Annotated in this window: 23 protein-coding genes and 5 pseudogenes; 12 read left to right on the forward strand and 16 right to left on the reverse strand. The window is 68.3% G+C overall.

Annotated features, from left to right (window positions below; genetic code table 11):
- Nucleotides 1–145: 145 nt before the first annotated feature.
- Entirely contained in the window at nucleotides 146–1,552 is a 1,407-nt protein-coding gene (locus tag OG936_RS37080) for an MFS transporter (RefSeq protein WP_406500132.1), read from the reverse strand.
- A 97-nt stretch (nucleotides 1,553–1,649) separates the two neighbouring features.
- On the reverse strand, nucleotides 1,650–2,654 hold the full coding sequence (locus tag OG936_RS37085; protein ID WP_406500133.1) for an NAD(P)/FAD-dependent oxidoreductase: 1,005 nt from the start codon (nucleotides 2,652–2,654) through the stop codon (nucleotides 1,650–1,652).
- Nucleotides 2,655–2,744: 90 nt separating this feature from the next.
- Between OG936_RS37085 and OG936_RS37090 the strand changes: the two genes are divergently transcribed.
- The 3 genes and pseudogenes from OG936_RS37090 (at nucleotide 2,745) to OG936_RS37100 (ending at nucleotide 4,748) form a co-directional block, all read left to right on the forward strand.
- Entirely contained in the window at nucleotides 2,745–3,344 is a 600-nt protein-coding gene (locus tag OG936_RS37090; protein ID WP_406500134.1) for a helix-turn-helix domain-containing protein, read from the forward strand.
- A 412-nt stretch (nucleotides 3,345–3,756) separates the two neighbouring features.
- Nucleotides 3,757–4,410, forward strand: a pseudogene (locus OG936_RS37095) (conjugal transfer protein TraA); the annotation flags it as partial.
- The gene (locus OG936_RS37100) at nucleotides 4,407–4,748 is read left to right on the forward strand and encodes a hypothetical protein (protein WP_406500135.1); all 342 of its coding nucleotides are present in this window, start codon (nucleotides 4,407–4,409) and stop codon (nucleotides 4,746–4,748) included. The pseudogene OG936_RS37095 and the gene OG936_RS37100, both read left to right, overlap by 4 nt.
- A gap of 340 nt (nucleotides 4,749–5,088) precedes the next feature.
- Here the strand turns inward: OG936_RS37100 and OG936_RS37105 are convergent, their stop codons facing one another.
- Nucleotides 5,089–6,174, reverse strand: coding sequence for a transposase (locus OG936_RS37105; protein ID WP_406500771.1), 1,086 nt, complete (start codon nucleotides 6,172–6,174; stop codon nucleotides 5,089–5,091).
- Nucleotides 6,175–6,586: 412 nt separating this feature from the next.
- Nucleotides 6,587–7,393 (reverse strand): annotated as a pseudogene (locus OG936_RS37110) (IS110 family transposase); the annotation flags it as partial.
- A gap of 529 nt (nucleotides 7,394–7,922) precedes the next feature.
- Here OG936_RS37110 and OG936_RS37115 point away from each other — a divergent pair.
- The gene (locus tag OG936_RS37115; RefSeq protein WP_406500136.1) at nucleotides 7,923–9,005 is read left to right on the forward strand and encodes an IS110 family transposase; all 1,083 of its coding nucleotides are present in this window, start codon (nucleotides 7,923–7,925) and stop codon (nucleotides 9,003–9,005) included.
- 144 nt (nucleotides 9,006–9,149) lie between these two features.
- Here OG936_RS37115 and OG936_RS37120 read toward each other — a convergent pair whose 3' ends face one another.
- The 6 genes from OG936_RS37120 to OG936_RS37145 form a co-directional block, all read right to left on the reverse strand.
- Nucleotides 9,150–11,039 (reverse strand): phosphocholine-specific phospholipase C, encoded by a 1,890-nt coding sequence (locus OG936_RS37120; RefSeq protein ID WP_406500137.1) that lies wholly within the window; start codon nucleotides 11,037–11,039, stop codon nucleotides 9,150–9,152.
- Nucleotides 11,040–11,043: 4 nt separating this feature from the next.
- Nucleotides 11,044–11,733 carry an HAD family hydrolase gene (locus tag OG936_RS37125; protein WP_405680225.1) on the reverse strand — a complete coding sequence of 230 codons (690 nt, stop codon included), beginning with the start codon at nucleotides 11,731–11,733 and terminating at the stop codon, nucleotides 11,044–11,046.
- A 133-nt stretch (nucleotides 11,734–11,866) separates the two neighbouring features.
- A complete protein-coding gene (locus OG936_RS37130; RefSeq protein ID WP_406500138.1) occupies nucleotides 11,867–13,003 on the reverse strand; it encodes an ABC transporter ATP-binding protein in 1,137 nt (378 codons plus the stop codon).
- On the reverse strand, nucleotides 13,000–13,827 hold the full coding sequence (locus OG936_RS37135) for an ABC transporter permease (RefSeq protein ID WP_406500139.1): 828 nt from the start codon (nucleotides 13,825–13,827) through the stop codon (nucleotides 13,000–13,002). Before OG936_RS37135 ends, OG936_RS37130 begins: the two co-directional genes overlap by 4 nt.
- The gene (locus tag OG936_RS37140) at nucleotides 13,815–14,747 is read right to left on the reverse strand and encodes an ABC transporter permease (protein WP_405680222.1); all 933 of its coding nucleotides are present in this window, start codon (nucleotides 14,745–14,747) and stop codon (nucleotides 13,815–13,817) included. Before OG936_RS37140 ends, OG936_RS37135 begins: the two co-directional genes overlap by 13 nt.
- Entirely contained in the window at nucleotides 14,744–15,904 is a 1,161-nt protein-coding gene (locus OG936_RS37145) for an ABC transporter substrate-binding protein (RefSeq protein WP_405682389.1), read from the reverse strand. The genes OG936_RS37140 and OG936_RS37145 overlap by 4 nt, the downstream gene beginning before the upstream one ends.
- Before the next feature lie 214 nt (nucleotides 15,905–16,118).
- Between OG936_RS37145 and OG936_RS37150 the strand changes: the two genes are divergently transcribed.
- The gene (locus OG936_RS37150; protein ID WP_405680220.1) at nucleotides 16,119–16,877 is read left to right on the forward strand and encodes a GntR family transcriptional regulator; all 759 of its coding nucleotides are present in this window, start codon (nucleotides 16,119–16,121) and stop codon (nucleotides 16,875–16,877) included.
- 88 nt (nucleotides 16,878–16,965) lie between these two features.
- Nucleotides 16,966–17,208 (forward strand): annotated as a pseudogene (locus OG936_RS37155) (lamin tail domain-containing protein); the annotation flags it as partial.
- A gap of 561 nt (nucleotides 17,209–17,769) precedes the next feature.
- Here OG936_RS37155 and OG936_RS37160 read toward each other — a convergent pair.
- Nucleotides 17,770–18,234, reverse strand: a complete 465-nt coding sequence (locus tag OG936_RS37160) for a RidA family protein (RefSeq protein WP_406500140.1) — start codon at nucleotides 18,232–18,234, stop codon at nucleotides 17,770–17,772.
- A 74-nt stretch (nucleotides 18,235–18,308) separates the two neighbouring features.
- Entirely contained in the window at nucleotides 18,309–19,424 is a 1,116-nt protein-coding gene (locus OG936_RS37165) for an alanine racemase (protein WP_406500141.1), read from the reverse strand.
- A gap of 240 nt (nucleotides 19,425–19,664) precedes the next feature.
- Between OG936_RS37165 and OG936_RS37170 the strand changes: the two genes are divergently transcribed.
- The 4 genes from OG936_RS37170 (at nucleotide 19,665) to OG936_RS37185 (ending at nucleotide 22,154) form a co-directional block, all read left to right on the forward strand.
- Complete coding sequence (locus OG936_RS37170; protein WP_406500142.1) at nucleotides 19,665–20,258, forward strand: cupin domain-containing protein; 594 nt, start codon at nucleotides 19,665–19,667, stop codon at nucleotides 20,256–20,258.
- 498 nt (nucleotides 20,259–20,756) lie between these two features.
- Complete coding sequence (locus OG936_RS37175) at nucleotides 20,757–20,933, forward strand: hypothetical protein (protein WP_406500143.1); 177 nt, start codon at nucleotides 20,757–20,759, stop codon at nucleotides 20,931–20,933.
- Nucleotides 20,934–21,117: 184 nt separating this feature from the next.
- The gene (locus OG936_RS37180) at nucleotides 21,118–21,501 is read left to right on the forward strand and encodes a hypothetical protein (RefSeq protein WP_406500144.1); all 384 of its coding nucleotides are present in this window, start codon (nucleotides 21,118–21,120) and stop codon (nucleotides 21,499–21,501) included.
- A 206-nt stretch (nucleotides 21,502–21,707) separates the two neighbouring features.
- A complete protein-coding gene (locus tag OG936_RS37185) occupies nucleotides 21,708–22,154 on the forward strand; it encodes a DDE-type integrase/transposase/recombinase (protein WP_406500145.1) in 447 nt (148 codons plus the stop codon).
- On the opposite strand, the pseudogene OG936_RS37190 reads toward OG936_RS37185, so the two are convergent.
- The 3 genes and pseudogenes from OG936_RS37190 to OG936_RS37200 form a co-directional block, all read right to left on the reverse strand.
- A pseudogene (locus OG936_RS37190) lies at nucleotides 22,139–22,708 on the reverse strand (ISAs1 family transposase); the annotation flags it as partial. The gene OG936_RS37185 and the pseudogene OG936_RS37190 sit on opposite strands and share 16 nt — an antisense overlap.
- Nucleotides 22,709–23,127: 419 nt before the next feature.
- The gene (locus OG936_RS37195) at nucleotides 23,128–23,889 is read right to left on the reverse strand and encodes a class I SAM-dependent methyltransferase (RefSeq protein ID WP_406500146.1); all 762 of its coding nucleotides are present in this window, start codon (nucleotides 23,887–23,889) and stop codon (nucleotides 23,128–23,130) included.
- A 217-nt stretch (nucleotides 23,890–24,106) separates the two neighbouring features.
- Nucleotides 24,107–24,670, reverse strand: a complete 564-nt coding sequence (locus OG936_RS37200) for a GNAT family N-acetyltransferase (RefSeq protein ID WP_406500147.1) — start codon at nucleotides 24,668–24,670, stop codon at nucleotides 24,107–24,109.
- 40 nt (nucleotides 24,671–24,710) lie between these two features.
- Between OG936_RS37200 and OG936_RS37205 the strand changes: the two are divergent.
- Nucleotides 24,711–24,839: pseudogene (locus OG936_RS37205) on the forward strand (site-specific integrase); the annotation flags it as partial.
- Nucleotides 24,840–24,885: 46 nt separating this feature from the next.
- On the opposite strand, the gene uppS reads toward OG936_RS37205, so the two are convergent.
- The gene (gene uppS, locus OG936_RS37210; protein ID WP_406500148.1) at nucleotides 24,886–25,662 is read right to left on the reverse strand and encodes a polyprenyl diphosphate synthase; all 777 of its coding nucleotides are present in this window, start codon (nucleotides 25,660–25,662) and stop codon (nucleotides 24,886–24,888) included.
- 241 nt (nucleotides 25,663–25,903) lie between these two features.
- Here uppS and OG936_RS37215 point away from each other — a divergent pair, with 241 nt between their 5' ends.
- Complete coding sequence (locus OG936_RS37215; RefSeq protein ID WP_406500149.1) at nucleotides 25,904–26,941, forward strand: methyltransferase domain-containing protein; 1,038 nt, start codon at nucleotides 25,904–25,906, stop codon at nucleotides 26,939–26,941.
- Nucleotides 26,942–26,971 lie beyond the last annotated feature (30 nt).

A 26,971-nucleotide genomic window follows, 5' to 3' on the forward strand; every position in this document is an offset into this window, starting at 1 on the left:
GTATTTACTGCGGCAAGCAGCTGGCGGGGGCGGGGCCGTCACCCGCACGTGTCCGGTGAGGCCGGGGCAAGTACACGTGTCGCCCCACCAAGCGCGCCGTCGGTCGAAAGGTCGCACCTCTGCGGCTGAACCTGCGAACGGTCAGCTATGAAGGATCGCGTGTTGCGGTGAGGGTGGTGCGGCGGTTCAGCATGAGTGCGGCGAGTGCGGCGGCCAGGTAGACGGCGGCGGCGGTGGAGAAGGCCCAGGCGTAGCCGGTGACCGTGTCGGTTTGTGTTGCGGCGACGGACATGAGTGCCGCGAGGCCGACGGTGGGGCCGAGTTCCATGGCGGTGTTCATGCTGCCGCCTGCCAGGCCGGTCTGGTGCGGGGGTACGTCCGCCGTGGACAGGACGGCCGCTCCGGAGAAGATGAGGGAGGTGCCGGCAGGCAGGAGAACGAGGCCGGGCAGGAGGCCGAGGGCGAAGGTGGTGTCGTGGTCGATGCCGGCGAGAAGCGCGAGTCCGGCTGCGCCTACGAGGAGACCAGCGGTAGTGACGCGGACCGCTCCGAATCGTCCGACCAGCACTCCCGCCGCGCGGCTGGTCGCGATCAGGGCGACGGTGAAGGGTATGAACGCGCCGGCTGTCGCAAGCGGTGTCCAGTGGTGTTGTTGCTGGAGGTAGAGGGAGAGCAGAAAGGTCACCACTCCGGTGCCGGCCGACGCCAGGAGGATGCCGGTGAGCCCGAGGACGCGGCTCGGCTTCCTGATGAACCCGGGCGGCAGCAGCGGCTGACGGACCCGGCGCTCGACCGCGAGGAATGCCGAGAGCAGTACGGCGCCTGCGGTGAACGGGACGAGCACAGTGGCCGAGGTCCAGGGGTGATCGCCGCTGACGATCAGGCCGTAACTGCCGACGGAGATGCCCAGGGTGGCGAGCACGGCCCCTGCGGGGTCGAGACCGGGTCGGGGCCGGGACGTCCCGGCGGGCCCGGACGGCAGCAGCCGCCGCGCGACAGCCAGGGCGAGGACGGCGACGATGACGGGTACGGCGAACATCCACCGCCACGACACCCAGGTCGTGATCGCGCCGGAGGCGACGGTGCCGACAGCCGCACCGAGCACGGACACGCCGCCCCAGGTGGCCATCGCCCTGCCGAACGCGGCCGGCGCGGGGTACAGCGCGCGCAGCACGGCGAGGGCCGCCGGGGCGGCCATCGCCGCGCCGATGCCCTGAGTGAAGCGCACCGCCACCAGAGCCTCGAAGGCGGGAGCGAACGCGGCCGTCGCGGAGGCGAGACCGAATACCACCAGCCCCGTCATGAACATCCGGCGCCCGTTGTAGCGGTCCGCGAGCCGCCCGCCGAACAGGAGCAGTCCGCTGAAGGGCAGCCCATACGCGGCGTTGACCAGCACCAGGTCCGCCGGGCCGAGGCCGAACTCGCGTCCGATGTCCGGCAGCGGGACAGCGATCAGGGTGATGGTGAAGATCAGTGTCGCCTGAATGACAGCGAGCACGGCGAACGCGAGAGACGTCCGAGGCGGCTCGCCAGGGTCCTCCTTCGCTCTCATGTCTTCACTGCCAACGGGGGACACGATGTGAGGGAGGGCGGCCACGGGCTCTGCGGGCATGGTTCGGAGTCCTTCGGGGGTGACGGATTCGGCAGTTCTAGCGCGAGGGCGGGGACAGGAGGGCGGCGGCCGGGGCGGTTGCCGTGCGACGGTCCGCGACGGCCCGTTCGGTTTCTTCGTCCACCAGGTGGTGGTTGATGGCGAAGCCGGCCGCCGCGCCCATGCCGGCCGCGGTGACGACCAGTGCCCGCGGATCGGCGACATTGCCCACCGCCCAGACCCCGGGCGCGCTGGTGCGGCCCGAGCGGTCCGTGATCACCCAGCCGCTCTTGTCCCGCTCACAGCCCAGGCCCGTCAGGAGGCCATCGCGGGGCACCATGCGCGGTGCGACGAACACCGCGTTACGGGGCACCACCCGGCCCTCGGCCAGCTCGACCCCGCGCAGCCGGTCCTCGTCCACCACCAGCCTTTTGACCATGCCGTCTGCGACGCGCACACTGCGGGCCGCGAGCCGCTCGCGCTCGTCGCCGGTCAGATCAAGGGTGTGGGAGAAGAGGACGACGTCGTCCGACCACTGCCGCAGCAGGAGCGCGTGGTACACCGAGCCCGGCCCCGTGCCGAGCACCCCGATCGGCTGGTCGCGGACCTCGTACCCGTGGCAGTACGGGCAGTGCAGCAGGTCCTTGCCCCACCGCTCGCGGACGCCGGGGATCGCGGGCAGCTCGTCGCGCAGCCCGGTGGCCACCAGCACCCGGCGGGCCTTGAGCACCGGGCCGCCGGCCAGGCGCACGAGAAGGCCGGAATCGATGTGATCCACCTGGCCTTCGATCAGGTCCACTCCGTACCCGGCCACCTCCGCCCGGCCCACCTCCAACAGCGCCGCCGGAGACATTCCGTCCCGGGACAGAAAGCCCTGCATATGGGCGGCTGGGGCGTTGCGCGGTTCCCCGGCGTCCACCACCGCCACCTGCCGACGGGCCCGGGCCAGTACCAGGGCCGCGTTCAGCCCACCGGCCCCCGCACCGACCACCACCACGTCGTACACGGAATCGTTCCGTGCGTCGTTGTTCTTCGTATTGTTTCCGTCGATCACATCGTTCACGGTGACCACCTCCGCCCACAGGCTGCGATCACCGCCCGCCCGTAGCAACATTTGTTGCCATTTCCGGGACGAGGATGTGCAATAGGAAGCGTGGACCACTCACCCGCCATCACCCGAGCCCTCGCCGAAGTCGGCCCCCGCCTCCAGCGCCTGCGCACCCAGCGCGGCGTCACCCTGGCAGCGCTCGCCGAGTCCACCGGCATCTCCAAGAGCACCCTGTCCCGCCTGGAATCCGGCCAGCGCCGCCCCAGCCTGGAACTCCTGCTCCCCATCGCCCAGGCCCACCAGGTCCCCCTGGACGAAATGATCGGCGCCCCCGAAGTCGGCGACCCCCGCATCCGCCTCACGCCCCAGAGCGTGAACGGCAACATCGTCCTGCCGCTCACCCGGCAGCCCGGCCCGCTGCAGACCTTCAAAATGGTGCTCCCGGCCACCCGGAGCACACCGGAACCGTGCACCCACGAGGGCTACGAGTGGCTCTACGTCCTTTCCGGGCGTCTGCGCCTGACCCTGCCCGGTCACGACCTGGTATTGAAAGCGGGCGAAGCAGCCGAGTTCGATACACGGCTGCCGCACTGGTTCGGCAGCACCGGCGACGGCCCCGTCGAGATCCTCAGCCTCTTCGGCCGCCAGGGCGAACGCGTACACGTACGCGCCAGAACCCGCCCCCTGGACAAACCCGACCACTGACCGCCGCCCGCCACATCCCGGGGCCTGCCGAAGAACTGGTGCCGGCCTCGCGGCGCTTGGCCGGGGATCACAGCCGTTAACACCTATGACGGACGCAGGTGACCAAGTTTCCAGGACACCGACTACGTGATCGACGGCCCTTACCAGTCTCAACTCCCTTGCATCGCACCTACCCGTGTCTGAGCTCAGAGCCGCCCTCGTCGTCCTGACGCCGGGGGCGGCTCTGCCGTGTCTCAGGGCCACGAAGTGCTCGCCAAGACTGAACAGAAGGACTTGACAGACATCCCATGAGCTGGAGAGTCAAACGGCGAGTGCGTGAGCCCAGGGGGGCCAGGCAGTCCCCTTCCCATCGGCAGCCCGTCGGTCAGCTCGAACGGATGCCCTAGTCTCGGCGGATGACGCTCTACTTCGAGCGCTGGCGGCCGTCGACGTCGTCGCCGTGGTGTACGTGATGCGCGGCGCGTTCAAGCGCCACCACCTGCTCGCCGAAGCCCGCCGCTACCTCTCCTACGTCCTGCGCGGCCGGCCCCACCAGGCGGGCCTGGACGAACAGATCCTGCAGGCGGTCGTCGACGACTACACCCGCCCAGCCAGCCGCCGGATGATGACCGCCGACCTCCGAGCGCTGTACCCGCGCGACACCGAGGACCAGGCCGTGCTGCGCCCGCTGACCCGCAAACGGTCTGCCTCGCCGTACGAGCGGGCCCGCCTCGCCGCCGATGCGCTGAGGGTACGGGTCCAGGCTGTGCGTCGCGCGGACCGCTTGGGCTCCCGCACCCGGCCGCGCACCGTCGCCGTGCCGGCCGCCTCGAGGTCGCGCCCGCGGCCGTTCCACTCGGACCGGAAGGCCGGCCGTGTCCTGGAGCAAGAGACCGGCGTCGACACGGTGGAGCAGACCCGCCGGACGCTCGAGGCCGCCGTCGCCAAGCTCCAGGACGGCACGCGGGAGTGTGCCGTCGCCCATGGCCCCCGACCGCAGCCCGCCCCGGCGACGGCCCCGCCGCCGCACACCCAACAGCCCGGCACCCAGCACACACCGGGCCGGACCACAGGAGGAGTCGCGTGAGCGCCCCGGAAGAACAACCCAGCTTCGAGGACGCCCTTGCCCTCGCCCGCGCAGCCTCCAAGAAGATGGCCGCCGCGCTCGATGCGGCCCCGGCGCTCGATGAGCCCCCGGCGTGGGAGCCGATCTGGAAGCGGCCCCGGAAGCCGAAGAGCGACCGGGAGAAGAAGGCGGAGCTGCGCAAGCAACGGCGGCGGCTCCAGGACGCCGGACGGCGCCGCTTCTTCGCCGGACAGTCGCGCCGGCCCCGGGCCCGGCAGAACCGGATCGGCAACGCGGCCGCGCGCCGTGATGCCCGCGCCCTGTCCCGGGTGCGGCATTCCAATGCCTGGCTGTGGTGACGATGTCGGGCATCGTCCACCGAGTGGAACCCACGATGTTCTGCATCCGATGGCGATGCACACCATCGGGTGGAGCCCACCCAGTGGAGCCCACCCAGTGGAGCCCACCCAGTGGAGCCCACCCAGTGGAGCCCGCCCGATGGCCTCCACTGAGTGGTGTCCACCCGATGGGCTCCACTGAGTGGACGCCACCCTGGTGCCGACCGACCCCTTGACCAGGTGCGGCCCGACGCGCGCCGCCCCCCTTGACCAGGTGCGCCACCCGGCACGTTTCCCCTTGACACAGCACGTTCCGGCCGCCGATCAGGTCGCGGTCAAGACATCCGATGCAGTTGATCTGTCAAGCGGCGATGGTGAGTTGTGGGGTTGAAGGTGCGGGGAACGCGGTGAGCTCGTCATAGCGGGTTCGCTTGGTAAGGCAGTGGTGGAGGCAGCCGAGCATGCGGTTGAAGAGGTTGCGCTGAGCGGCGGTGTGACGGTCTCCATCGGCTCGCCGCCGGTCGTAGTGGGCCCGGGCTCCGGGTGAAGAGGTCAGGCTGGCGAAGGCCCAGACATAGCCGACCGAGGCCAGACGCTGGTTCTTGACCCGTCGGGCCATGACCGCGAGGCTCCTGCCGGACGCCCGGGTGACCGGTGCGGCTCCGGCGAAGGCCTTGAGCCCTCTGGCGTCGGTGAAGCGGGATCGGTCGTCACCGATCTCGGCGAGCACCCGGGCGCCGGTGAGAGCCCCGAGCCCTGGAAAGCTGGTGATGATCTCGGCGTCCGGGTGTGTGTCAAAAGACTCCACCGTCGCTTCGGCGAGGTCGTCGACACTGGTGCAGGCGGCATCAAGTTGTCTGAGCAGGGCGATGGCCTGGCGGCCCATGGCCTGCTCGACCTGCGGAGGCTGGCGCATCTGCGGGATGCGCAGTGCGTCTCGGAGCCGTTCGGCTTCCGCCTCGATGCCGCGTTGGCGTCCGGCCCTTTTCAGGAGCGAGCGCAGCTGGGCGCGGGTGAGCTTGGCCGCCTGTTCGGGTGTGGGGGCCGCGGCCAGGAGGACGCGGGCGACGTTGCTGCTGATTCCTTCGCGGTTGTGCTGGAAGGTCGCGAGGAGGCTGGGGAGGTATTCGCGCAGGTGGGAGCGGAGTTTGTTGCCCGCTTGGGTGCGGTCCCAGACCGCGTCCTGCTGAGCGCGGGCTAGGACGGCTATAGCGCGGGCGAGTTCGCTGTCGTCGGGCAGCGCCCGGTGGGCGGCCTTGTCCGTGCGCAAGATGTTCGCGAGCACCATGGCGTCGAGGTGGTCGGACTTCTTGCGGGTGACCGTATGCCGGTCGCGGTAGCGTGCGGCGGCCATCGGGTTGATCGCGTAGACGGAGGTGCCCTCGTGGTCGATCAGAGCGACATCGTGGTGGTCGCTGGCCCAGTCGATTCCGCAGGTGACGGTCATCGTGGCGTGTTCGTCCTCTCGGTCGGGGGCGTGCTGCTGGTCGCAGCCGTGCGGGGGCACGCGTCTCCCTAATGGAAGGGCTCGATGGCCCTGCATCCGATTAGCCGTTCGTGACCCCAGCGACTCACAGGGCCCTCGGTCTGCTCCAGAGCTCGGCACGGGCTCCAGGCGTGGTGAGAGGTGACCCCTGTGGGCGGCTCGGACCACAAACTTCAACGATCCGATCACCGGACTGGATGCGGTGGGGTACGGACTCGTGACGCTGGTCTTGACCAAGGGATCCAAGTCCCTGGGGGTGTGCGCGGCTTCTCCGGCACCGACCACCGTCACGAGGGTGATGCGGGGCCCGCAGTCTCTTTCAAGGCCTCGACGGGCCGGGGTGGGCCTGGCGGTGCCCCGCATCACTGCCCTGGGCCTCCAGCAGGGTGCTGATCTGGGCTTCCAGGGCCCGGCGTTGTTCGTGGACGGCTCCCAGCGAGCGGGCCAGGGATGGGATCACGGTGTCGAGGGTGCCGGTCCCCGGGACGATGACGGTTTGCTCGTCCAGGGCGGTAAAGACGTCGTCGATCAGCCGGGCGGCCATGCGTGGCGCCTTGGGCCGGATCACCTCGACGAGCCGGCGACGGCCCGCCTTCCGCAGCGATGCCGGGGAGCCGTAGCGTTCCAGCAGCCAGGTGACGGCCTGGTGGTCCAGGCGTGGCCCGAGGACGCGTTCGAGGCTGGGGTGGAACTGGGTGAGCAGGCCGCGTATCCGGTTGGAGGTGCGGGTGGCCTCGGCCGCCAGGTCTTGGTCGAAGCCGGTCAGGACGGTCAGCTCGGCGGTGATCTCGTCGGTCAGTTCCAGGGAGCGCAGGGTGTGGGGCATGGTGCGGGCGGCGTCCGCGATGACCGCGGCGTCCTTCGCGTCGGTCTTCGCCTCGCCCGGGTAGAGATCGGCGATCCTGCGCATCGCCAGCCCGGGCAGGTAGGCGACCTTGCAGCCGGCGTCCCGGGCGACGGTCAGGGGCAGAGCTCCGATGGAGGCGGGCTGGTCCACGATCACCAGCACGGTGCCGAACTTCGCGGTCAGCTTGTCGAAGACGGCCCGCAGTCTGGGCTCGCTGTTGGGCATCGGCTTGTCGAAGACCTTTTTCCCCGCCGGGGTCAGCCCGTGCCCGTGATGGGCGCTCTTGCCGACGTCCAGGCCCAGGAAGACGCCCACCTCGGTCGTGTCGAACATCGTTACTCCCTCTCCCCAGGGGGTGTTCACGGTGCCGGCCTCGGCGTCGGTGTCGTGCTCGCGCATCCACGTTATGCAGACCTGCCGCCCGCGAACTGCCCGGCATTGCGCCGGACCGGACGGTGGCCGGACCTCTCATCAGCGTCTCCGACGACACCTCCCGGGCCCGGTGACACCACCCCCCAGGTCATGCCTTCGACAGGGGGACACAGTCATGCCGGGCCGGGAGGCCAGCGGCCCCGTTGCAGGACCGCGAAAAACATAACTGTGAGAGTTCTTCTGCGGCCCGGGATGGGTTGCTGCCAGGCTCGGCTCTCGTGATCCGGTATGACTCACAACATAACTGGCGCCCCGTCAGGGGCTGCCGTTCCCCCGAGATGTCTACCGGGCACGGGCGTCGGCCTGGCCCACCCGTTGGCTTGATCAGCAGCTTGTCCGCCTTGCGGCGTGACTCATCACAGTTCCGCCACGCGGTGACTCCACCCAGGCCGACGCCATTCACGGCCGTCTCTTGGAGGAGAACAACCGCATGACCATGCTCGCAGAACACGTCGACGGCGTCATCGGCGTCGACACGCACCGCGACACTCTCGCCGCAGCCGCTGTCAGTCCCATCGGCGCCGTCATAGCCAGCACCGATTCCCCAGCCAACGCCCGCGGTTACCGACGCCTGCTGGACTTCGCCCGTCAGCACGTCCCTGGCCGCCGCTGCTGGGCCCTGGAAGGCATCGGCAGCTACGGCGCCGGCCTCGCATCCTTCCTGGCCCAGGCCGGCGAACAGGTCGTAGAGGTCTGCCGACCCAAGCGAGCGGCCAACCGGGGCGGCCGCAAGACCGACATGCTCGACGCCATCCGGGCCGCCAAGGAGGCCCTGTCCACCGAGCACCTGATCCAGCCTCGCCTCCGCGGCAAACGCGAGGCGCTGCGGGTGCTGCTTGCCACCCGCCACGGCGCGGTCCTCGCATCCACTGCTGCGATCAACCAGCTCAAAGCCCTGATCGTCTCTGCGCCGGACGAGCTCCGTGCCGAGCTGCGGAAACTCAAGCGTCCGGCCCAGATCACCTACTGCGCTCAGTTCCGGGACCGCCCGGCCCAGGACCTCGAGCACCGGATGACGGTACGGGCCATGCGGTCCACGGCTCAGCGCGTCCAGGCTCTGCAGGCCGAGGCCAAGGAGCTCGAGAACGAGATCCTCGCCCTGGTGAGGCAGCAGGCCCCGGAGCTTCTCGGCCTGCTCGGCGTCGGACCGATCACCGCCGCCCAGATTCTGGTCAGCTGGTCTCACCAGGGACGATTCCGCTCGGAAGCCGCCTTCGCCTCCTTTGCAGGCGTCTCGCCGATCCCCGCCTCCTCCGGACTGACCAACCGGCACCGCCTCAACCGCAGCGGAGACCGGCAGCTCAACCGGGCCATGCACACCATCACCCTGATCCGGATGCGACTTGATCCCGCCACGAAGGCCTACGTCGCCCGGAAGGTCGCGGAAGGGAAGACCTCCCGTGATGCGCAACGATGTCTCAAACGGGTGGTCTGCCGACAGATCTTCAAGATCCTCGAACACGCCGACCGGAACCGACTCGAGAACGCCGAGAATCTCACTCAAGCGGCTTGACACGACATAGCAGCCTCGGGGGCTTCGGTCTGGAGCCAGTAGAGCAGGGAGAGGGATAGCTGCTTGGCCTCCCGGTGCGCCGTCGCTGCGGTGTCGGGGTCGACTTCGATGATCGGGCGGAGCGAGCGTGCTGGAATCAACGGATCACGAGACATCAGCCGTAATCGTGTTCGGGGCCGCGTGCACTGTCCCCGCGTACCGCTGGGCGAAGCCCGTGCCTCCGTCCGCCGTGACGGTCAAGTCGTACTGCCCGCTGTCCGTGGGCCAGTTCAGGACTGCCTTCTCGCGCGGGCCGAGCAGTTGCGTGTGTTCCATGCCGCCGAAGTCGTTCGGGGCGACGGTGAAGCACACCTCCGAACCGCCGTCGTTGGCCAGCAGCAACTCGACCGAGGCGTTCTCCGGCTTGCCGCCCCGCAGGACCCCTGTCACCCGAGGAGCGGCAGCGTCGTTCTGATCGACTCCGGTCACCGTTCCGGCGAATCGGCAGACGAAGCCGTCGGCGCCGTGCACGGTGAAGTCGTAGCGCCCGTCCGTGCGTACGGCATCCCACACGTAGGTGGCAGTGCTGCGCGGTGCGACAGTGAACGGCGTACCGGCGAACGGCCGCGCGATGTTCGGGAACACCGTGAAGTGGAAGGAGACCGTTCCTTCGTTGGCGAGTGTGCAGGTGACCTTGCCGGTGGCGCGGTCCACAGCGACGTCGGCCCATGGGCGGTACGGCAGCGCCCGGTGCGGACGCGCACCGCCCGGTTCCTGTGTCGGCATGACCTGTGTGCCCGGTGCCGGGAGCTCCACCGGTGGCAGTTCCATCGCCGCGTCGGCCTGCTCCACCAGCGCGCGGGTGTCTGGCAGTGCGGGGATCGAGAAGTCGGGAAGGGCGAAGTCGAAGCAACTGGTGAGGTCGCCGCATACGGCGCGACGCCACTCCGAGATGTTGGGTTCCCGCACGCCGGTGACGAGTTCCAGAAAACGCAGGACGGAGGTGTGGTCGAAGACCTGGGAATTGACCCAGCCGCCGCGCGACCACGGTGATATCACCCACAGGGGGACGCGGTTGCCCAGCCCGATCGGCTGCCCGTCCACGAACTCCTCGGGGGTCGCGGCGGGCGGGGACGGCGGCACCATGTGGTCGAAGTAGCCGTCGTTCTCGTCGTACATGACGAGGAAGACGGTGTGCCGCCACACGTCCGGGTTGGCGAAGACCGACTGAAGGGCGGTGTTGACCCAGTGGGCGCCGTAGGCGGGGCTGGCGGTCGGGTGTTCGCAGAACAGATATGGAGAGACCAGCCAGGACACTGTCGGCAGCGTGCCGTCCTTGCAGTGGGCGTCGAACGCCGAAAGGTCCCACTTCGTCATCGCATTGATGTAGCGCGGGTCGTCCTTGTCGAAGGTGTGGAACCGGGCGAAGTACTCCAGGGCGTTGTCCTCGTAGTTGCCGTGGCGCTCGTCCAGTCCGGGAGTGTGGTAAACGCGCCAGGTGACGTTGGCGGCCGACAAGCGTTCTGCGTAGGTGGTCCAGTCGCAGACCGGGTTGTCGGGAAGCGGGGTGTTGTCGATCCACGGGCCGGTCGTGCCGTCCCGGCCCGGGCCGACGGTGCCGGTCCACAGGTAGAGGCGGTTGGGGCTGGTGGGTCCGGCCAGTGAGCAGAAGTAGGCGTCGCAGAGTGTGAACGCGTCGGCCAGCGCGTACTGGTAGGGAATGTCCTCACGGGTGAGGTAGCCCATGCTCTGCTCACCCTTGGCCGATGTCCAGCGGTTCAACGCGCCGTTGTTGTTGGCATCGTGACCGGATTCCCAGTCGTGCGGCAGGCCGTCGGCGTTCTGTGCGTTGAACTTCGTGGAGTCCATCCGGTAGGGCAGCAGGAAGCCGCCGTCGGTCCGGGAGAGGGCGGGCTGACGGAAGACGCTGTCGCCGTTCGGGAACGTCAGAGCCTGACGGTCATCGAACCCGCGCACGCCGTTCAGCGTGCCGAAGTAGTGGTCGAAACTGCGGTTCTCCTGCATGAGGATCACGACGTGGCGGATGTCGTCCATGGTGTCAGTCCCTTTCCGCGGACGTGAACAGGGATACGAGCAGGGTCACATCGGCCCGCTCCAGGGAGTCGAGGACCGTCCGCCGTGCTGCGGACGGGATCGGTACGGTGGAGGGCACGGCCAGCACCACGCACCCGGCGGCCTCGGCCGCGGCGACACCCGTGGGCGTGTCTTCGACGACTACGCAGGCGCGCGGATCGACGCCGAGGGCTGCGGCCGCGGCGAGGTACGGATCAGGCGCCGGCTTGGTGCGGACCGTGTCCTCGACGGCGAGTGTCAACGCGAACCGCTCCTCGCCCAGGGCCTTGCGCACGAGGTCGACGACATGGCGCGGCGACGCGGAGACGATCGCCGTGGGGACCCCGGCCGCGGCCAGTTCGTCCAACAGGCGCAGCGCGCCCGGTCGCGGGACGACCTCGCAGGCGACTCGGGCGGCGAACGCCGCGTCCAGTTCGATGGCGAGCACGTCAGGGGCGGGGACCGCCGGGCCGCCGGTACGGTGCAGGTGAGCTGCGGTGTGTGCGGCCGGCCGGCCCAGCACATGATGCGTGTCGGCGTCGGTCAGCTGCCGCCCGATCCCGTCTGTCACCTGTTCCACGGCCGCCCACCACAGCCGCTCGGTGTCGACGAGTGTGCCGTCCATGTCGAACAGCACGGCAGCGGGAAGGCCGGGTGTGGCCGTGCGATGGTTCATGAGGAGTTTCTCCGGTGCGTGGCGAACGGGCGGAAGCGGAGGCTCCCTGCGTCGAAGGCCGGACAGGTCGGTTGGTTCGGTCTGAAGCGACGGCTTCGTACGGCGTGGTCGGATCGAAAATCGGCCGGAGCCGTCAGCTTCCACCGCGATCACCGTTTCCCCAGCTGTGGCGATCCACCAGCACCGGGCGGTCCGGAAGGGTCAGCGTCACCTTCGCACCGACGGGGAGTCCGGCCGTCGAGTGAGTCGCCACGTCCGCCATCACCTCCGCGCCTCCGGCCAGCCGTACGGTCAGCCTCGTCGTCGCGCCCAGGAATGTCGCGCCCACGATCTGGGACGTGCCATCGCCGTCCGCCGTGACCCCGATCGCTTCCGGGCGTACCAGTACGTCCACCTCGCCCCTTCTGCCGTCGGTCCCGACGGGGCCCGGCAGCGTCCCGTGGACCGGTAGCGTGCGGCCGAACGCGCCCACGGTCGTGCCGTCCGCCCCCGGCCGGGCCGGTATCCGGCTCATCACCCCCACGAAATTGGCGACGAACGCGGTCGCAGGGCGTTCGTACAGCTCTGCGGGAGGCGCGCACTGCTCGAGTCTCCCGGCGCGCATCACGGCGACCCGGTCGGCCATGGAGAGGGCCTCCTCCTGGTCGTGTGTCACGAACAGCGTCGTGATGCCCAGTTGTTGTTGGAGGCGACGGATCTCCTCGCGCAGCGTCAGCCGCACCTGAGCGTCGAGCGCGGACAGCGGTTCGTCGAGCAGCAGTACGCGTGGCCGCAGTGCCAGAGCCCGGGCCAGCGCGATGCGCTGCTGCTGGCCTCCGGAGAGCTGGCGCGGGAAGCGGGCGGCGTGGTTCGCCAGCCCGACCAGCTCCAGAAGTTCCGCGGCGTGGGCCCGCCGCGCGGCTTTGCCCGTCCCGCTCATCCGCAGCCCGAAGGCGACGTTGTCGATGGCTGTCATGTGCGGAAAGAGGCTGTACGACTGGAACACCATGCCCGCCTCGCGGCGGTGTGCGGGAACACGCGTGATGTCCTCGCCGTCCACGAGCACTTTGCCCGTGTCGGGCCGCTCGAAGCCGGCGACCGTGCGCAATGCGGTGGTCTTTCCGCAGCCGGACGGGCCGAGCAGTGCCAGGAGTTCGCCGGGGCGGACTTCAAGGTCCAGTCCGTCCAGCGCCGTCGTGGTGCCGAAGGTGCGGCGCAGCCCACGGAACTCCACGGTTGAACCGGCCCGCGTCGGCCTGACGGTTTCGGAATCGGTGAGAAGGGCGGTCATGAGTTCTCCTTGGGGCGGCGAGTACGTCCGGCGGCACTGATCATCAGCAGCAGCATCCAGGTGACGAGGAGGCCGACCATCGAGACGGCCACCGACATCTGCGCCTGCGAGCCGCTGGTGGCGACGATCCACACGGCGAACGGCTGATAGCCGAGGACCGCGGCGACGGTGTACTCGCCGGGGACGAGTGCGAGGGTCAGGAACGCCGTGTTGAGCAGCGCCCCGCGAAGGTTGGGCAGCACGACATGGATGAGGGTGTGCGGCCACGGCGCCCCGCAGGACCGTGCAGCCTCGACGAGCACGCGCAGGTCGATGGCGGCGAACCCGGTGTCGAGTGTGCGGTACGCCAGCGGCAGCGCCATCAGCGTGTAGGCGAGCACCAGAACCATGGGGAACTGCGGGTTCTGGAGCGCGACCATGGCTTGGAAGAGCGGGGTGCCGGCAAAGTGGTCCGGTCCCCAGCGCAGCACCGCGCTGATGCCGGCGACCAGGGCGACAGCGGGTACGACCAGCGGCAGCATGCACACGATCTCGACGAGTGTGCGCAGACGCGGCGCGGCCAGCCGCACCGTGACCAGTGCGGGCACGAGCAGCACCAGAACCAGCGCGATGGTGGCCGTGGCCAGTTTCAGGGTCAGAGTGAGGCTGTCGGTGAAGCCGTCGGCGCCGAAGATGCCGGTGTAGGCCTCGAAGCCCAGGGCCTGGCGGGGGGCGCCGATTCCGATGCTGAAGGCGATGGCGCATGCGATCGGGACGAGGAAGTACGCACCGGTGAGCAGCAGTACGGCGTTGCGCCCGTATCCGGTCCTGTTCAGGCGAGCCATCGTGTGCTCCTGCGTTGCAACGGCACCTGGACTGCCATGACAAGCCCCGCGACCAGCACCATGTCGACGCCGAGCGCCAGGGCGACGTTGTCCTGGCCGACCAGGACGTTGCCGGACAGCGCGTCCGCGATCTGCATGGTGACCAGCGGTACCGAGCTGCCGACCATCGCGGCGGCCGTCGCGTACGCACTGAACGCGGTGCCGAACAGCAAGACATAGCCGCCGAGCAGCGATGGCATGAGAATCGGCAGGGCGACGTGCATCCAGTACCGGAAGGTGCTTGCGCCGTTGTTGTGGGCGGCCTCGCGCCACTGCCGCCGCAGTCCCTCCAGAGCGGGGGCGAGCGTGAGGACCATGAGCGGAATCAGGAAGTAGAGGTAGACCAGGGTCAGGCCCCAGAAGCTGTACAGATTCCAGCCGTGGCCGAGCAGGTTGAAGCGAGTCGTCAGCACCCCGGCGTTGCCGAGCGTCGCCACGAAAGCGAACGCGAGCGGCACACCGCCGAAGTTCGCGAGTACGCCCGCCCCGGCCAGGACCGCCTCGCGCAGCGCGCGGAATCGCGAGGTCACGACCGCGTGGGCGACCGGCAGACCGACGACCGCGGCGATCAGCGCGGAGACGGCGGAGAGCTTGACGCTTCCGATGAGCGCGGTCAGGTAGGGGCCGTGCAGTGAGGCGCTTATGTTTGCGCCGGTGAAACGGGCCCCGCCGGGCACAGTTTCGGGCGTCGTGAGCGCGCCGAACACCATCGTCCCGGCGGGCAGGCCGAACACCAAGGCGGCGAAGAGGAGCAGCGGCACGGCACCCAGCCAGCCTGCCGAGCGAGGAAGGCGCCACCGCCGGGCGGCACCCGCACGAGTACTGCTTCCGGAGGAGCGGGTCGGGTTGTCGCCTCTGGCGACTGCTTGGAGGGTACTCATTCGCCGGCGCCCCGGCCCCAGCCCTGAACGACGTCCTGCTTGGCCTTGCTGACCTGATCCTCCGTCGGGAAGGCGGTCTTGCCGTCGGGTGCCTGCGGGAGCTTGGCGGCGACGGCGGTGTCGAGCGTGCCGGCCTTCTGCATCGAGGGCATCAGCACGGGGCGGGCGTGGCCCTTGAGCCACAGGTTCTGGCCTTCGGGGCTGTAGAGGAACTCCTGCCACAAGCGGGCAGCGGCCGGGTGCGGTGCCCACTTCACGATGGCCTGCGAGTAGTACTGGGCGTACACGCCGTCGGCCGGGACGCTCACCTTCCAGTCGACGCCCTTGGCGCGGAGTTCGTCGACGTATCCGGCGTTGAGGTAGTCCCAGTTGATGCTGATCGGCGTCTCACCCTTCTGGATGGTCGCAGGGCTCGACTCGACAGGGTTGAAGTTGCCGGAATTCTTCAGGCGGGCGAAGAAGTCCAGGCCGGGCTTGATGTCGTCGAAGGAGCCCTTGTTGGCAAGTGCCGCCGCGTATACGGCACCGAAGGCCGAGCCGGACTTCGTCGGATTGCCGGTCAGCGCGATCTGGCCCTTGTACTGCGGATCGAGCAGGTCGGCGAAGGTCTTGGGGCACTTCTTGACGCGGGCCGCGTCACAACCGATCGAGACGTAGCCGCCGAAGTCGTTGTACCAGCGTGCCTGAGCGTCCTTCTGCTTCTTCGGGATCTGGTCGAAGGCTGAGACGCGGTACTGCGCCAGCAGGTTCTGCTGGGCCGCGCTGATGGCGAAGGCGCTACCCACGTCGATGACGTCCGGAGACCGGTCCTGTCCCTTGCGGGAGGTGACTGCGGCGATCTCGTCCTGGCTGGAGGCGTCGGGGTTCTCGACCTCGACCTTGATCCCGTACTTCTTCTCGAAGGTGTCGATGATCTCGCCGTAGTTCGCCCAGTCCCGAGGAAGGGCGATGGCGTTCAACTTGCCCTCCTTCTTCGCGGCTGCGACGAGAGCGTCGAGGCCGCCGGCATCCTGTGCCGAGACGGCGGTCGCGGCCTTGCTCCCGCTATCGCTTGCCCCATCTGCACTGGTCAGGCCGCATGCGCTGAGTCCCAGCGCGGCCGCGGCAAGGACACAGAAAAGGCCTGCCGAGGGAACGCGGTGCAGTCTCAATGGAATCTCCCATGGGAATAAGTTGGCTGTACAACTTGACTCATTACCTCGGGAGGCGGTGTACGGAAGATGAACGCCGGCGAACGCGCGGAGAAGCCTCTCGGGAAGAGATCGCGGGCTGTGCGGCGGGAGGGGCCTGATCGGTGAGCCACGTTCGGGAACGGATAGGCTCACGTTCCACAGCAGCGGCGATGGGCGGCTGAGGGAGAAGGAGAGCAGAATGGCGGTCGCGGGGGGCGGCACCACCGGAGCCCGGTACCGGCGGCTGGCGGCTGACCTGCGCGAGGCCATAGCTGCCGGCGCCTACGGGTCGGACGGCCGGCTGCCCAGCGAGGAGAAGCTCGCCCAGCAGTACGGCGTCTCACGCGGCACCGTCCGTCAGGCGCTGGCCGTGCTGCGCGCCAACGGCCTGGTCACTTCCCGACGTGGCACGCGCCGCGTCGTGCTCGGCACCGCACGTACGCAGAGTTTTTTCGAGTTGCTGAGTTTCACCCGATGGGCACGCTCGCTCGGAGAGGAACCGGGCAGTCGCACGATCGACATCGAACGCCGTCCCGCAGAACCGTTGGAATGCGAGCAGCTCAGCCTCGCTCCGGGGGCGCAGATATACCGGGTGCTCCGGCTGCGGACGCTGTCGCGTGTTCCAATCATGGTCGAGAGGACTCTCTACCCCGAGCGGATCGGCGCCCTGATCAAGCGCCTGGATCCCCACGCGATCTCGCACACCGATCCACTGGCGGAGGAGGGAGTGGTGTTCGCGGACACGGAACACACCATTGACCTCGTCTATGCCGATGCCGACGACACGCGCCTCCTCGGCTGTGCTCCGGACGCGCCGCTGATGCGGGAGCGGCGGCGGGCCACGGACCAGGCGGGCAGACCGTTGATGTGGTCGGACGACCGCTTTCTGCCGGGCACGATTGCTTTCACGGTGCACAACTCAGTGGCGACGACGGCGCTGTCGCGCCTACGCGGCTGAGCTGACCGGCCGTCACTGCCCTCGTTGGCCGTGCGAGGGTGGCTCATGCTTGAGCGCGCCGAGTCCCTGGACGTAGAGCGCCTGGTAGATCGCGGCGTACCCCAAGGTCGTGCTCGGCGACATCCAGTACAACAGCCCGGGCCGTGACGACTACTCCAATCGTTCGCTGAACGGGGAGTGGGTCGAGGTCACCAACACCGGTCGCCGGGCGGTGAAACTGGACGGGTGGACTCTGTCGGACCTGGACGGCAACCGTTACCGCTTCGACGACCTGCGTCTGACCGGCCGGGCCACGGTCCGCGTCCACACCGGGCAGGGCCGTGACACCCGAGATGTGCCCGTGCATCCCAGCGACCGCGCTCACCAGGTTCTCCGCGACGTCGTCGTATGAGTCCTGGTGGAACAGGGCCAGGGCGAGCGTGAAGTAGACCATGAATCCGACCGGTAGCGCGCCTGGCCTCCGGTCCCGCACTCTGTCAGCACTTCGTCCACCAACTCGGGCGTCACCCACTGGGTGACCACGCCGAGCCGCACGCGATCCGATGCCCCGGTCCAAGGATGCACAGACGGTACAACAGTCGGACAACCATCCCGTCACATACTTACCGGGAACTGGCTGAACGCTCAAGCAACGGCATTGCGGCGGCCCCCGCAAGTGACGGCCGCGACAGCGGACGGCAGGATTGTCTGCGATGCGCACCGGAGGTATCGCCTTCCGGACCTGGCGTCATCGCGGGAGGGCGACACGTCTCCCGCACGGCAGAATTGCGCGTGATCACGTCGCGCGCTGCGGAAGCGTCAGACGGCGGAGGTTGCCTCGCCATGGTGCCCCGCTCGGGCTCTCCCTGGCGGGCGTTCAGGTCGGCACAGCTCCGCCGCCTGACTGGCGGTGTCAGTCCATGAGCTCGACCTGGAGCTCGACCTCGACCGGAGCGTCCAGTGGGAGGACGGCGACTCCGAGGGCGCTGCGGGCATGGATGCCCTTGTCGCCGAGGACTTCCCCGAGCAGCTCGCTGGCGACGTTGATGACGCCGGGCTGGCCGGTGAAGTTCGGTGCGGAGGCGACGAATCCGACGACCTTGACGACGCGCTTGATGCGGTCCAGATCACCGGCGACCGACTTCACGGCCGCCAGGGCGTTCAGCGCACAGGTACGGGCCAGGTCCTTGGCCTGCTCCGGGGAGATTTCGGCACCGACCTTGCCGGTGAGCGGCAGCTTGCCGTCGATCAGGGGGAGCTGTCCGGAGGTGTGGACGTAGCGTTCCGACTGGATGGCCGGGACGTATGCGGCGAGCGGTGCGGCGACCGCCGACAGGGTCAGACCCATCGACTCGATCTTCTTCTCAGTGTTGTGCATGTCTGCATCTCCCTTGAAGGGCCCCTGCTGGGGCTCACGATGTGAGTCCGCGGAGTGGGACTTCGTCATCACGGTCATCGGAACTGGGGGTGCCACTCGTCGTGGTTGTGGCCTTCGTCGTCGACCACGGCAATGTCGGGCCACCGGTCGAAGGCGGAGCACGGGTGGGAGATCCCGAGGTCGACGGTGTCGCCTACCCGCAGACCGCGTGCGTCCGTGAGGATCAGGTGGTGGTCGTAGATGTGGGCTGCCGTGGCCTTGGCGGCCGGTCGCGGCGCTCCTTGTGCGTCGTAGGCGCTGATGAGCACTGGCAGCCCCGCGTCGTAGGGCAGTTCACGTTTCCCGGCGCCGACGATGACCCGTCCTGGTTCTGGCGTGGAGAGCACGACCGCCCGGACGGTCAGTGCTGCGCTCAGCTCTGGCAGAGGGGAGACATGTTCGTACGTGCCGTGGTCATGGGTGACGTAGCAGCCCGATCGCAGGACGGGCACCATAGGCAGAGCACGTTGTTGCTTCATGAGCTCTGACAGGGCGTCGACGACGCGGTCGGGGAAGGCGGAGCCGCCCATGCTGAAGATGGGCTGTGGGGTCTGGAACAGCGGTGTCAGGCTGCGGAAGACCGCGATCGCTTCCTGGCAGTGCGCGTCGACGTCCGCCAGTGTGGCGGAGTCCCGGAGGTTGGGCCGGACGCCCTCGTAGCCCGCGACGCCGGCCAGGAGGAGTCCAGGTGACGCCTGGGCGGCCGTGCCGAGTTCATACGCCGCGGCGGGCTCCCGCACCCCGGTCCGGCCTCCGTCCGCGCCGACGTCGATGAGGACGCGCAGGGGATTGGGCGCGCCTTCCATGGCCGACCGGGCGAGGTCCAGCCCGGCCATGGAGTCCACGAAGCAGTAGAGCTCCAGCCCCGGTGTCTCGTCGAGCCATTGCCGCACGAGGGTGAGGTCAAGGCGGTGGATCACCTCGTTGGCGATGATCACGTGCCGCACTCCCCAGTCCAGGGCTATGCCGGCCTGCCTCACGGTCGCCACCGTGACGCCCCATGCGCCGGCAGCCATCTGCCGCTCGACTATGGGGCGCGTCATGGTGGTCTTGATGTGCGGGCACAGCGCGACGCCCTGATCTCGGCACCAGGCCGCCATCAGCTGGACGTTGTGCTCCAGCGCGCGCAGGTTGAGCCGGAGCTCGGGCATCTCACGAGTTCGGCATCTGCCTGGTGGCGTGCCGTGATCCATTGGTCCTCCAGATCGCCGGGATCGCCGGCGGTGTCGTGCGGCACTCGTCTCAGAGGGCGATGGCTGCCCGCCTGGCCTGGCGATGAAGGCAGCCACATCGCGGGCGTGGCATGTATATGCGACGGAGCATAGATTATCTGCGACATAGCTTGCAAACACTATGATGGATGGCGCGTTGTATTTACTAGAGGAGAGTCTGTGTCCACCGACGATCACGCGCCCGCATCACCCGCGTCTCCGCGCAATGACGGAATCGGCCAGCACCTCCGCCGAGAGCGCCTGGAGCGGGGCTTCACGCTGGAGAAGCTGGCGGAGAAGACGGGCTTGTCCCGCAGCTATCTCAGCAACGTTGAGCGTGACGTGAACAGCCCGACGATCAATACGCTGCGCACGATCGTCAACGCCCTCGGTACGACGCTCAGCCAGCTGTTCCACGCGGTCGACCGCGAGCGCCGTGTGCTCACGCGTCCCGATCAACGCGTTGAGCTCACTCGGGCAGGCGTGGAAGGGGTTACGTACACCCTTCTCAATCCCAAGCACGGTGGCAAGCTCGAAATGATGATGCTGGAGGTTGTCCCAGGAGCATCCTCCGGGGACAACCCGCACACCCATAGCGGCGAGGAGGTCGGTCTCCTTTTGAGCGGGGAGCTGGAATACTGGGTCGACGGCGTGCACTACCGCCTGCAACCCGGCGACTGCGTCAGCTTCGACTCCTCTGTACCGCACCGATACAGCAACCCGGGTGATGTCCCAGCAGTCTGCGTCTGGTCAGAGACCCCACCGGGCTTCTGAGAGGCAGAGAACAGGGCTCGCGCCGCGACGGCGGCCGTCGCCCGGTCACCCCCAACAGCAGCACCCGCCGCTCCCGCAGCCACCCGGCCGCCGTGTCGAACAGCGCCTTCAGGCCCTCGCCTGTGGGAAGACGTTCTCCATGTCGGCTCCCGGAGCCGGCGGGTCCGGCGCGGCCCCAGGCCCGGAGGCCGAGGACCGCGCCGAGAAGGGACCCCAGCCGCCGGGCCCGTATGCGCCTGGTGAGTCACCGCTGCGCACTTGGAGGCGCTGTCCAGCCGAGGGGTTCAGGGGTGTCTTCTGTTCCCTTGACGCTGTGCGACTGAGCGCCAGAGCTCTTGACCGTGCGGGCTCTGCGGCGGGAGATGTGATAGCCGGCGAAAAGGACGGCGGCCCAGATGGGGAGGGCATGCAGGGCGACGCGCTGTTCGGGGTCGATGGCGAGCAGGGTGGTGACGCCGGCGAGGAAGGCCAGGACGGCTCGCTGGCATCGTTGCCCTTGTGCACTACCTGACCAGCGCCCACCGTGGCCACCAGCCCGGCTCGCCTCCTCCGTCCGGCGAGCACGGGTGGGGAGGCAGTCGAGCCGAGGACCTGCTCGCCGAGCGGTTCGCCCGCGGGGGAATCGACGAGGACGAATACAAACGTCGCCTCGCGCTGCTGCGGGAACAGCGGTGAACGCGGACCGCCGACGCCGGATGTGGCCTGACCGCCGGAGGATCAGGCGTCGCTGGTGATGGCACTGGGGTAGGCAGCAGTGACGCGTGAGGCGGAACTGCTCATCCCCTCTCTGCCAGCCTTGGGTGAGACGTCCCGCTTCGTCGGGTTAGCCTGAGAGGGCGCGACAGGAGAATCACCTTTTATGCCCAGCACCGAGCCCGTCGGGTCCGACCCGGCACCGAGGCCGAAGCGCCGTACCTTCACCTCGGAGTACAAAATGCGGATCGTCGCCGAGTACGACGCCGCGCCCAGGAACGAGAAGGGCGCGGTCCTGCGCCGGGAACGCCTCTACCACTCGCACGTCAAGGAGTGGCGGGCAGCCCGGGATGCCGGGGCCCTGGAGAACCTGGTCGACCGCCGGACCAGCCCCGCCCGGGCGAAGAGGTCCGCTGCGGAGGTGGAGAACGAGAAGCTGCGACAGCAGGTAGAGCGGTTGCAGAAGGACCTGGCCCGGAACAAGGCTGCACTCGAGGTGATGGGAAAAGCCTCCGCGCTCTTGGAAATGATCTCCGAGAGCGCGGACTGAAGCACGCCACCGACCCGGTGGTGGATACCGCGTTCACCGGCGTTGAGGATCAGCTGGGCATCACGGCCGCGTGCCGGCTGACCGGCCGTTCAAGGGCCACCCACTACCGCAGGCTCAAGCCCCCGGCGGCCCGTGCACCCCGCTCCCACGTCCAGGTGCAGCCGTCAGCTCTGACGGACCAAGGGCGTGCAGCAGTAGCGGAGTTGATGAACAGTGCCGAGTATGAGGAGCTTCCGCCTGCGCAGATCTGGGCCCGTGAGCTGGACGCTGGCCGCTACCACTGCTCGGTCTCCACGATGTACCGGATCCTGCGCGAAAGGGGCCAGTCCGGCGAGCGCCGCCGTCAGGCCACCCACCCGGCCAAGACCGTGCCCGAACTGGTCGCCACCGCCCCCTCCCAGGTGTTCACCTGGGACATCACCAAACTCGCCGGACCGGCCAAGGGCACCTGGTACCACGCATACGTCATCATCGACATCTTCAGCCGCTACATCGTCGGCCACACCGTGGAGCGCGCCGAATCAGCCCAGCGCGCTGAGGAGTTGATTCGCGAAACCATCCAACGCAACGGCATCGTCCCCGAGACCGTCCACGCCGACCGCAGGGCCCCGGCGTTTGCCTGGCTCGTCCGTTTTGATCATGTGATGCCGTAGAGAGTGAGGACGCGGGGGCGGTCTGTGTGGGCTCGGCGTCCGGCGGCGGTGTTGACGTATCCGGCGAGCTTGAGTGCGCTGCGGATCAGGTCACGGACGGCAGCGAGTACGGCGGGCGCGTTTTGGCTTCTGACCTGGGACTTGTCCTCTCCGAAGACGACATCTCGGACCCAGTGGGCGGTGTTTTCCACTGTCCAGTGCCCGCGAGCCCAAGACGCGATCTCGGCCGCGTTCGCCTCTTCGGCGGTCAGGTCGGTGATGGCGTAGACGGTCTCGCTGGACCACTTCTTTGCTCCGTAGAGGCGGCGACGGCGCTGGATCCGCAGGACCTGGGCCGCGTATGGAAAGAGCAGGCCCGCGACGGTGACGACCTGGACGATCCGTTGCTCGTGGCGGCCGTGCCCTCGTGCGTCGTCGCGGTGGATCACGGGGATGTCCTTCCAGGGCAGGGCGTGGAGTTGGCGGGCCTGGCCGCGCTGGTTGTTCTTGATGGTCAGCAGGTAGTGGGCGCCGCGTTCGTGCAGGTAGGTGGCGTGGTCGCGTTGGGCATGGAGGGGCACTGTCACGTTGGCTGACGGGGGGGATGATCTTCGGGTTGATCATGGTGGAGGGGGGGCCGTGGGCAGTACGCCGTCGGCCACGAAACCGCGGCCAAGTGACACGCTGGACTGGGTGCGGACGCGGAGGCCACCGAACCCCTACGGGCGGAGCCTCGGAATCGGTGCACGTCGTCTGTGTGTTCCAGCTTTCGGGCGTACGGCTGCCGACCGCAACGCTTTTGCCGCTCGGCCTGCTCCAGGTGCGCGAGGACCACTTTCAGATGGAAGCGGTGCGGCAGGGCCCGCTGTTCGAAACAACCACGACACTGCTGGAGGTGCAGCGTGCCGCCATCGAGCTGAAGGATTCCGTACGGCGTGGCCTTGTCCTCGCGGGTACTGCAGCTGCCACGGAGCGGGCCGGCCGCAGGCGCTCGTTACTCGGCCGAGCCGGTAGCCGGGGGTCCCTCCAGAACGAAGAACAGGAAGCACATTTTGGTCGAGAGGCTGTGGAAGTCGTCGGGGTACAGCTCGCGGGCGGCCGGATCGGGCTGTGGCTCGCTGATGACGGCCAGGCGGAAGCCGGCCGAGGTGAAGGCGTCGGTCATCGCGTGCAGTGGCCTACGCCAGAAGCTCATCCAGGTGGTCTGTCCAACCAGGTCGGTCCATTCGTCGGTGTAGTTGGTGGTCGCGTGATAATCGGGCCGAGGGTCCTGGATGGCGTAGTCCACGAAAGGGTGCTGCACCGATGCGATCAGTCGACCGCCGGGCCTGAGCACTCGCCGCACCTCGGCCAGTGTCGGCCCCCAGTCCTTCAGGTAGTGCAGCACCAGCGAGGCGAGGACATCGTCGAACGCACCGTCGGCGAACGGCAGCGGGTTGCCCAGGTCGGCCACATGCAGGGCCGCGTCGGAACCCAGCCGCCGCCGTGCCAGCTCGACCATCCGGGCGCTGGAGTCGAGGCCGGTGACGAGGGCACCCCGATCGCGTAGCGCAGCGAACAGAGGGCCAGAGCCGCATCCGGCGTCCAGGATCCGGCGGCCGGCCACGTCCCCGGCAAGGGACAGCATCGCGGGCCGCTCGTAGTAGGCGTTCAGGAGGCTGGTCTCGCTCAGGGCCGAGTACGACTCGGCGAAGCTGTCATAGTCGTTCACCTGGGCCGGACGTGCGAACTGGGCATGGTTTTCGGCGGTAGGCATGCTGAGGTCTCCGTCTTGTCATCTCGGAATGTTGCGCTGGTGTCGTCCTGGTGCTCGACTTCGATTCGGTGCGCCCCGGTTCCGGCCTAGTCGTCCAGGAGCTCGCCGGTGAACCCGCTGGCGAGGTCGAGGCGGCTCGCCATCCTCCCGCCTCGCGGGTGGGCCCCGTCCTCATCGAGCAGTTGACAACGCTTTGGCAGGCAGCTTCTCTCCGGCATCAGGCCGGAGTGTCGGCTCGTCGTATATGTAAGTGGCCGTCCCTGGGGAAAGGCGGCCGAGCCGGAAGGAACTGGTGAAACCCGTATCTGGCCTTCTCCGCAACCCGGCACGAGGCGAGGTTGTCCACCTGATGGAGCAGGTCGAGACGTTCCAGACCTTCGACCGCGAAGATTTCGAAGGCCCAGCTGGTGAGAGCTTCGAGGGCACGAGGGGCCACCCCCCGGCCTCGGGCGTGGACTGCTGTCCAGTAGCCGACTTCTGCGGATTCTTGGCTGGAACTGGTCCGCTTCATGGCCACGTTGCCAGCCAGCCGGCCCTCCCCAGTGCCAGAGCGATCTTCATGCACAGCGAAGCTCAGCCGTTTGCCGGTTGCCCAGCCGCGTCTCTGAAGCTCCAGCCACTCCACTGCATCCTCGATGCTCTCTACAGAAAGCCCCGTCCAACGACGCAGCGTGGGATCGCGATATGCCTCGACCAGGGGCTCGACGTCGCCATCATTCCAAGGGCGCAGGAAGAGCGCAGAGGCAGACGGCGTCGAGTCCACCTGCAAGGTGACATTCATCAAGGTCCTCCCCGAACGGCAAACAAATTGGTATCTGTGCGCGAGCCTGCTGATGCTGATGGCCAAGTCCCGGCGCAAGAAGCCGGAGCACGTCTGCCACTGCTTCAAGCCGACCCGGGAGGCGACTGCCGAACTCACCAGTCTGCTTGCGCCCGGCAACAACAGCAGGGGAACGTCAGTTCTGGGCCGTGTCCGGGTGAGGCTGTGTGCACACCTCATGCGCCGTAGCGGCGTTGCCGGGCCGAGTAACTGCGCAGGGCGCGCAGGAAGTCGATCTCTCGGAAGGCCGGCCAGTAGGCCTCGCAGAAGTACAGCTCCGAGTAGGCGCTCTGCCACAGGAGGAAGTTCGACATGCGCTGTTCTCCGCTGGTGCGGATGACGAGGTCTGGGTCAGGTTGTCCAGCCGTGTAGAGGTGGCGGGTGATGTCGTCCGTCGTCAGGCGTGCTGCGAGGTCTTCGAGGGTGGTTCCGGCTGCTGCCTGTTCGTGGAGCAGTTCGCGCATGGCATCGATGACTTCCTGCCTTCCGCCGTAGCCGATGGCGAGGGTCACTTGTGATCCGGTGGTGCAGCCGCGGGTCGTCTCCACCGCTTCCTTGAGAGCGTGGGCCGTGGAGTCAGGCAGGGCGTCGAGGGTTCCCGCGATGCGCACCTGCCAGCGGGCGTCAGGGCGAGTGAGATGAACTGCCACCACCTGCTCGATCACCTGCATGAGAAAGGACACCTCGACGTTGCCGCGGCGCTGTAGGTTCTCCGTGGAGCAGACGAAGACCGTCACGTGCTTGATGCCTGCCGCTTCGCACCAGGACAGCACGTTCTCCACGTGCTCGGCACCGTACCGATGGCCGATGCTCGGGTTGGCCATGCCCATCTGGCGGGCCCACCTGCGGTTTCCGTCCATGATCAGGCCGAGGTGCTCGGGCAGCGGGCCCGCTGCGGTCTGCCGGCGCAGCCGACGGGTGTACAGGGCGTAGAAGAGATCGGCGGTGCGCATTGTGAGGCCTTTCGCGTGGTGCCCAGGGCAGAGACGGAAGTTCTTGGCGCGCTGCAGAGGTCGGCTCGTCGTGGTGTCTGGCGTCGTCCGCGGCACCGGCCCGGAGGGGCCAGGCCGGAGCTCGCGCTCACCTGCCGCTGGAGTCCGTCGTTCACCTGTACGGGATACTACGCGGCACGTACTACGTGCCGTGTACCATCATAGGAACGCATTCCGGAGGTCAAACACGGTGGGAGAAGTCATGCGCACCAATGACGCCCAGATGCTTGTGCTGTGCGCACTGACCGATGGTCCGCTGCACGGGTACGCCATCAACGCGGCCATCGAGCAGGTCTCCGGGCATCGTCTGGGGCCCGGGAGCCTCTACGGAGCCTTGGCCCGTCTGGAGGCGAAGCAGCTGGTGAAGCCCCTGGAGGGAAAGGGCCGCCAACGCCCGGTCTGCCTCACGCCTGCTGGGCGGGAACTGCTGGAGCAGGAGGCGCTCTCCATGGCCCGCCTGTCCGGGCGCGTATTCGAGAGCGCTGTTCCTGATGAGATCAGCTACCTCGACCGACTGGCCGCGACGGACACGGCGCGTTCCTACAAGAGCGTCATGCTCCACGCACTGGATGCCAGGCCCGGCCAGACCGTACTCGATCTGGGCTGCGGACCCGGCACAGATCTCAGCACCCTCGCCAAGGCGGTCAGCCCGTCCGGCAGAGTGATCGGCATCGACTCCAGTCAGAAGATGGTCGAGCAAGCACAAAGGCGTACGGAAGGTCTGTCCGCGGTCGAGGTACAGCTGGGCGATATCCACACGCTCCCGCTCGAGGACGGCGGCATCGACCGTGCCCGGACCGAGCGAGTGCTTCAGCACGCGGCGGACCCGGCCAGGGCGCTTGCAGAGGCCCGGCGTGTACTGCGTCCGGGCGGCAGACTTGTCATGGGCGAACCCGACTGGGATTCGCTGACCATCGACTACCCCGACATCGAGGTCTCGCGCGCTTACACCCGCCACGTGACGGACAAGGTCGTACGCAACGGGGTCATCGGCCGTCAACTGGCCAGGCTCGCACCAGATGCGGGATTCGCGGTGCTGGCCGTTGTCCCGGTCACGTCGGTCTTTCGTGATGTTCAGGCCGCAGACCAGGTCCTCGGCCTTCAGCGCAACACCGAGCGCGCCGTGTCCGCGGGCTACCTGTCAGCCCTGGCATCGCAGAGGTGGCTCGACCATCTCGCTACGGGGCCCTTCTTCGCCGCAGTGACGCTTCACGTCGTCGTCGCGGAAGCCACCTCGTAGTCGTGGATGCTGGCCGGCCGCCTCTGCTGC

The organism is Streptomyces sp. NBC_00846 (assembly GCF_045207325.1).
Classification (GTDB): Bacteria; Actinomycetota; Actinomycetes; order Streptomycetales; family Streptomycetaceae; genus Streptomyces.

Excerpts from the sequence above, each read along its gene's own strand:
- OG936_RS37115 (WP_406500136.1), top strand. The coding sequence starts at position 7,923 with ATGACCATGCTCGCAGAACACGTCGACGGCGTCATCGGCGTCGACACG.
- OG936_RS37195 (WP_406500146.1), bottom strand. The coding sequence starts at position 23,889 with ATGCCTACCGCCGAAAACCATGCCCAGTTCGCACGTCCGGCCCAGGTG.
- uppS (WP_406500148.1), bottom strand. The coding sequence starts at position 25,662 with ATGCGCACCGCCGATCTCTTCTACGCCCTGTACACCCGTCGGCTGCGC.
- OG936_RS37160 (WP_406500140.1), bottom strand. The coding sequence starts at position 18,234 with ATGCACAACACTGAGAAGAAGATCGAGTCGATGGGTCTGACCCTGTCG.
- OG936_RS37140 (WP_405680222.1), bottom strand. The coding sequence starts at position 14,747 with ATGAGTACCCTCCAAGCAGTCGCCAGAGGCGACAACCCGACCCGCTCC.
- OG936_RS37130 (WP_406500138.1), bottom strand. The coding sequence starts at position 13,003 with ATGACCGCCCTTCTCACCGATTCCGAAACCGTCAGGCCGACGCGGGCC.
- OG936_RS37125 (WP_405680225.1), bottom strand. The coding sequence starts at position 11,733 with ATGAACCATCGCACGGCCACACCCGGCCTTCCCGCTGCCGTGCTGTTC.
- OG936_RS37215 (WP_406500149.1), top strand. The coding sequence starts at position 25,904 with ATGCGCACCAATGACGCCCAGATGCTTGTGCTGTGCGCACTGACCGAT.
- OG936_RS37120 (WP_406500137.1), bottom strand. The coding sequence starts at position 11,039 with ATGGACGACATCCGCCACGTCGTGATCCTCATGCAGGAGAACCGCAGT.
- OG936_RS37185 (WP_406500145.1), top strand. The coding sequence starts at position 21,708 with ATGAACAGTGCCGAGTATGAGGAGCTTCCGCCTGCGCAGATCTGGGCC.
- OG936_RS37150 (WP_405680220.1), top strand. The coding sequence starts at position 16,119 with ATGGCGGTCGCGGGGGGCGGCACCACCGGAGCCCGGTACCGGCGGCTG.
- OG936_RS37165 (WP_406500141.1), bottom strand. The coding sequence starts at position 19,424 with ATGCCCGAGCTCCGGCTCAACCTGCGCGCGCTGGAGCACAACGTCCAG.
- OG936_RS37200 (WP_406500147.1), bottom strand. The coding sequence starts at position 24,670 with ATGAATGTCACCTTGCAGGTGGACTCGACGCCGTCTGCCTCTGCGCTC.
- OG936_RS37135 (WP_406500139.1), bottom strand. The coding sequence starts at position 13,827 with ATGGCTCGCCTGAACAGGACCGGATACGGGCGCAACGCCGTACTGCTG.
- OG936_RS37105 (WP_406500771.1), bottom strand. The coding sequence starts at position 6,174 with ATGACCGTCACCTGCGGAATCGACTGGGCCAGCGACCACCACGATGTC.
- OG936_RS37180 (WP_406500144.1), top strand. The coding sequence starts at position 21,118 with ATGCCCAGCACCGAGCCCGTCGGGTCCGACCCGGCACCGAGGCCGAAG.
- OG936_RS37080 (WP_406500132.1), bottom strand. The coding sequence starts at position 1,552 with ATGAGAGCGAAGGAGGACCCTGGCGAGCCGCCTCGGACGTCTCTCGCG.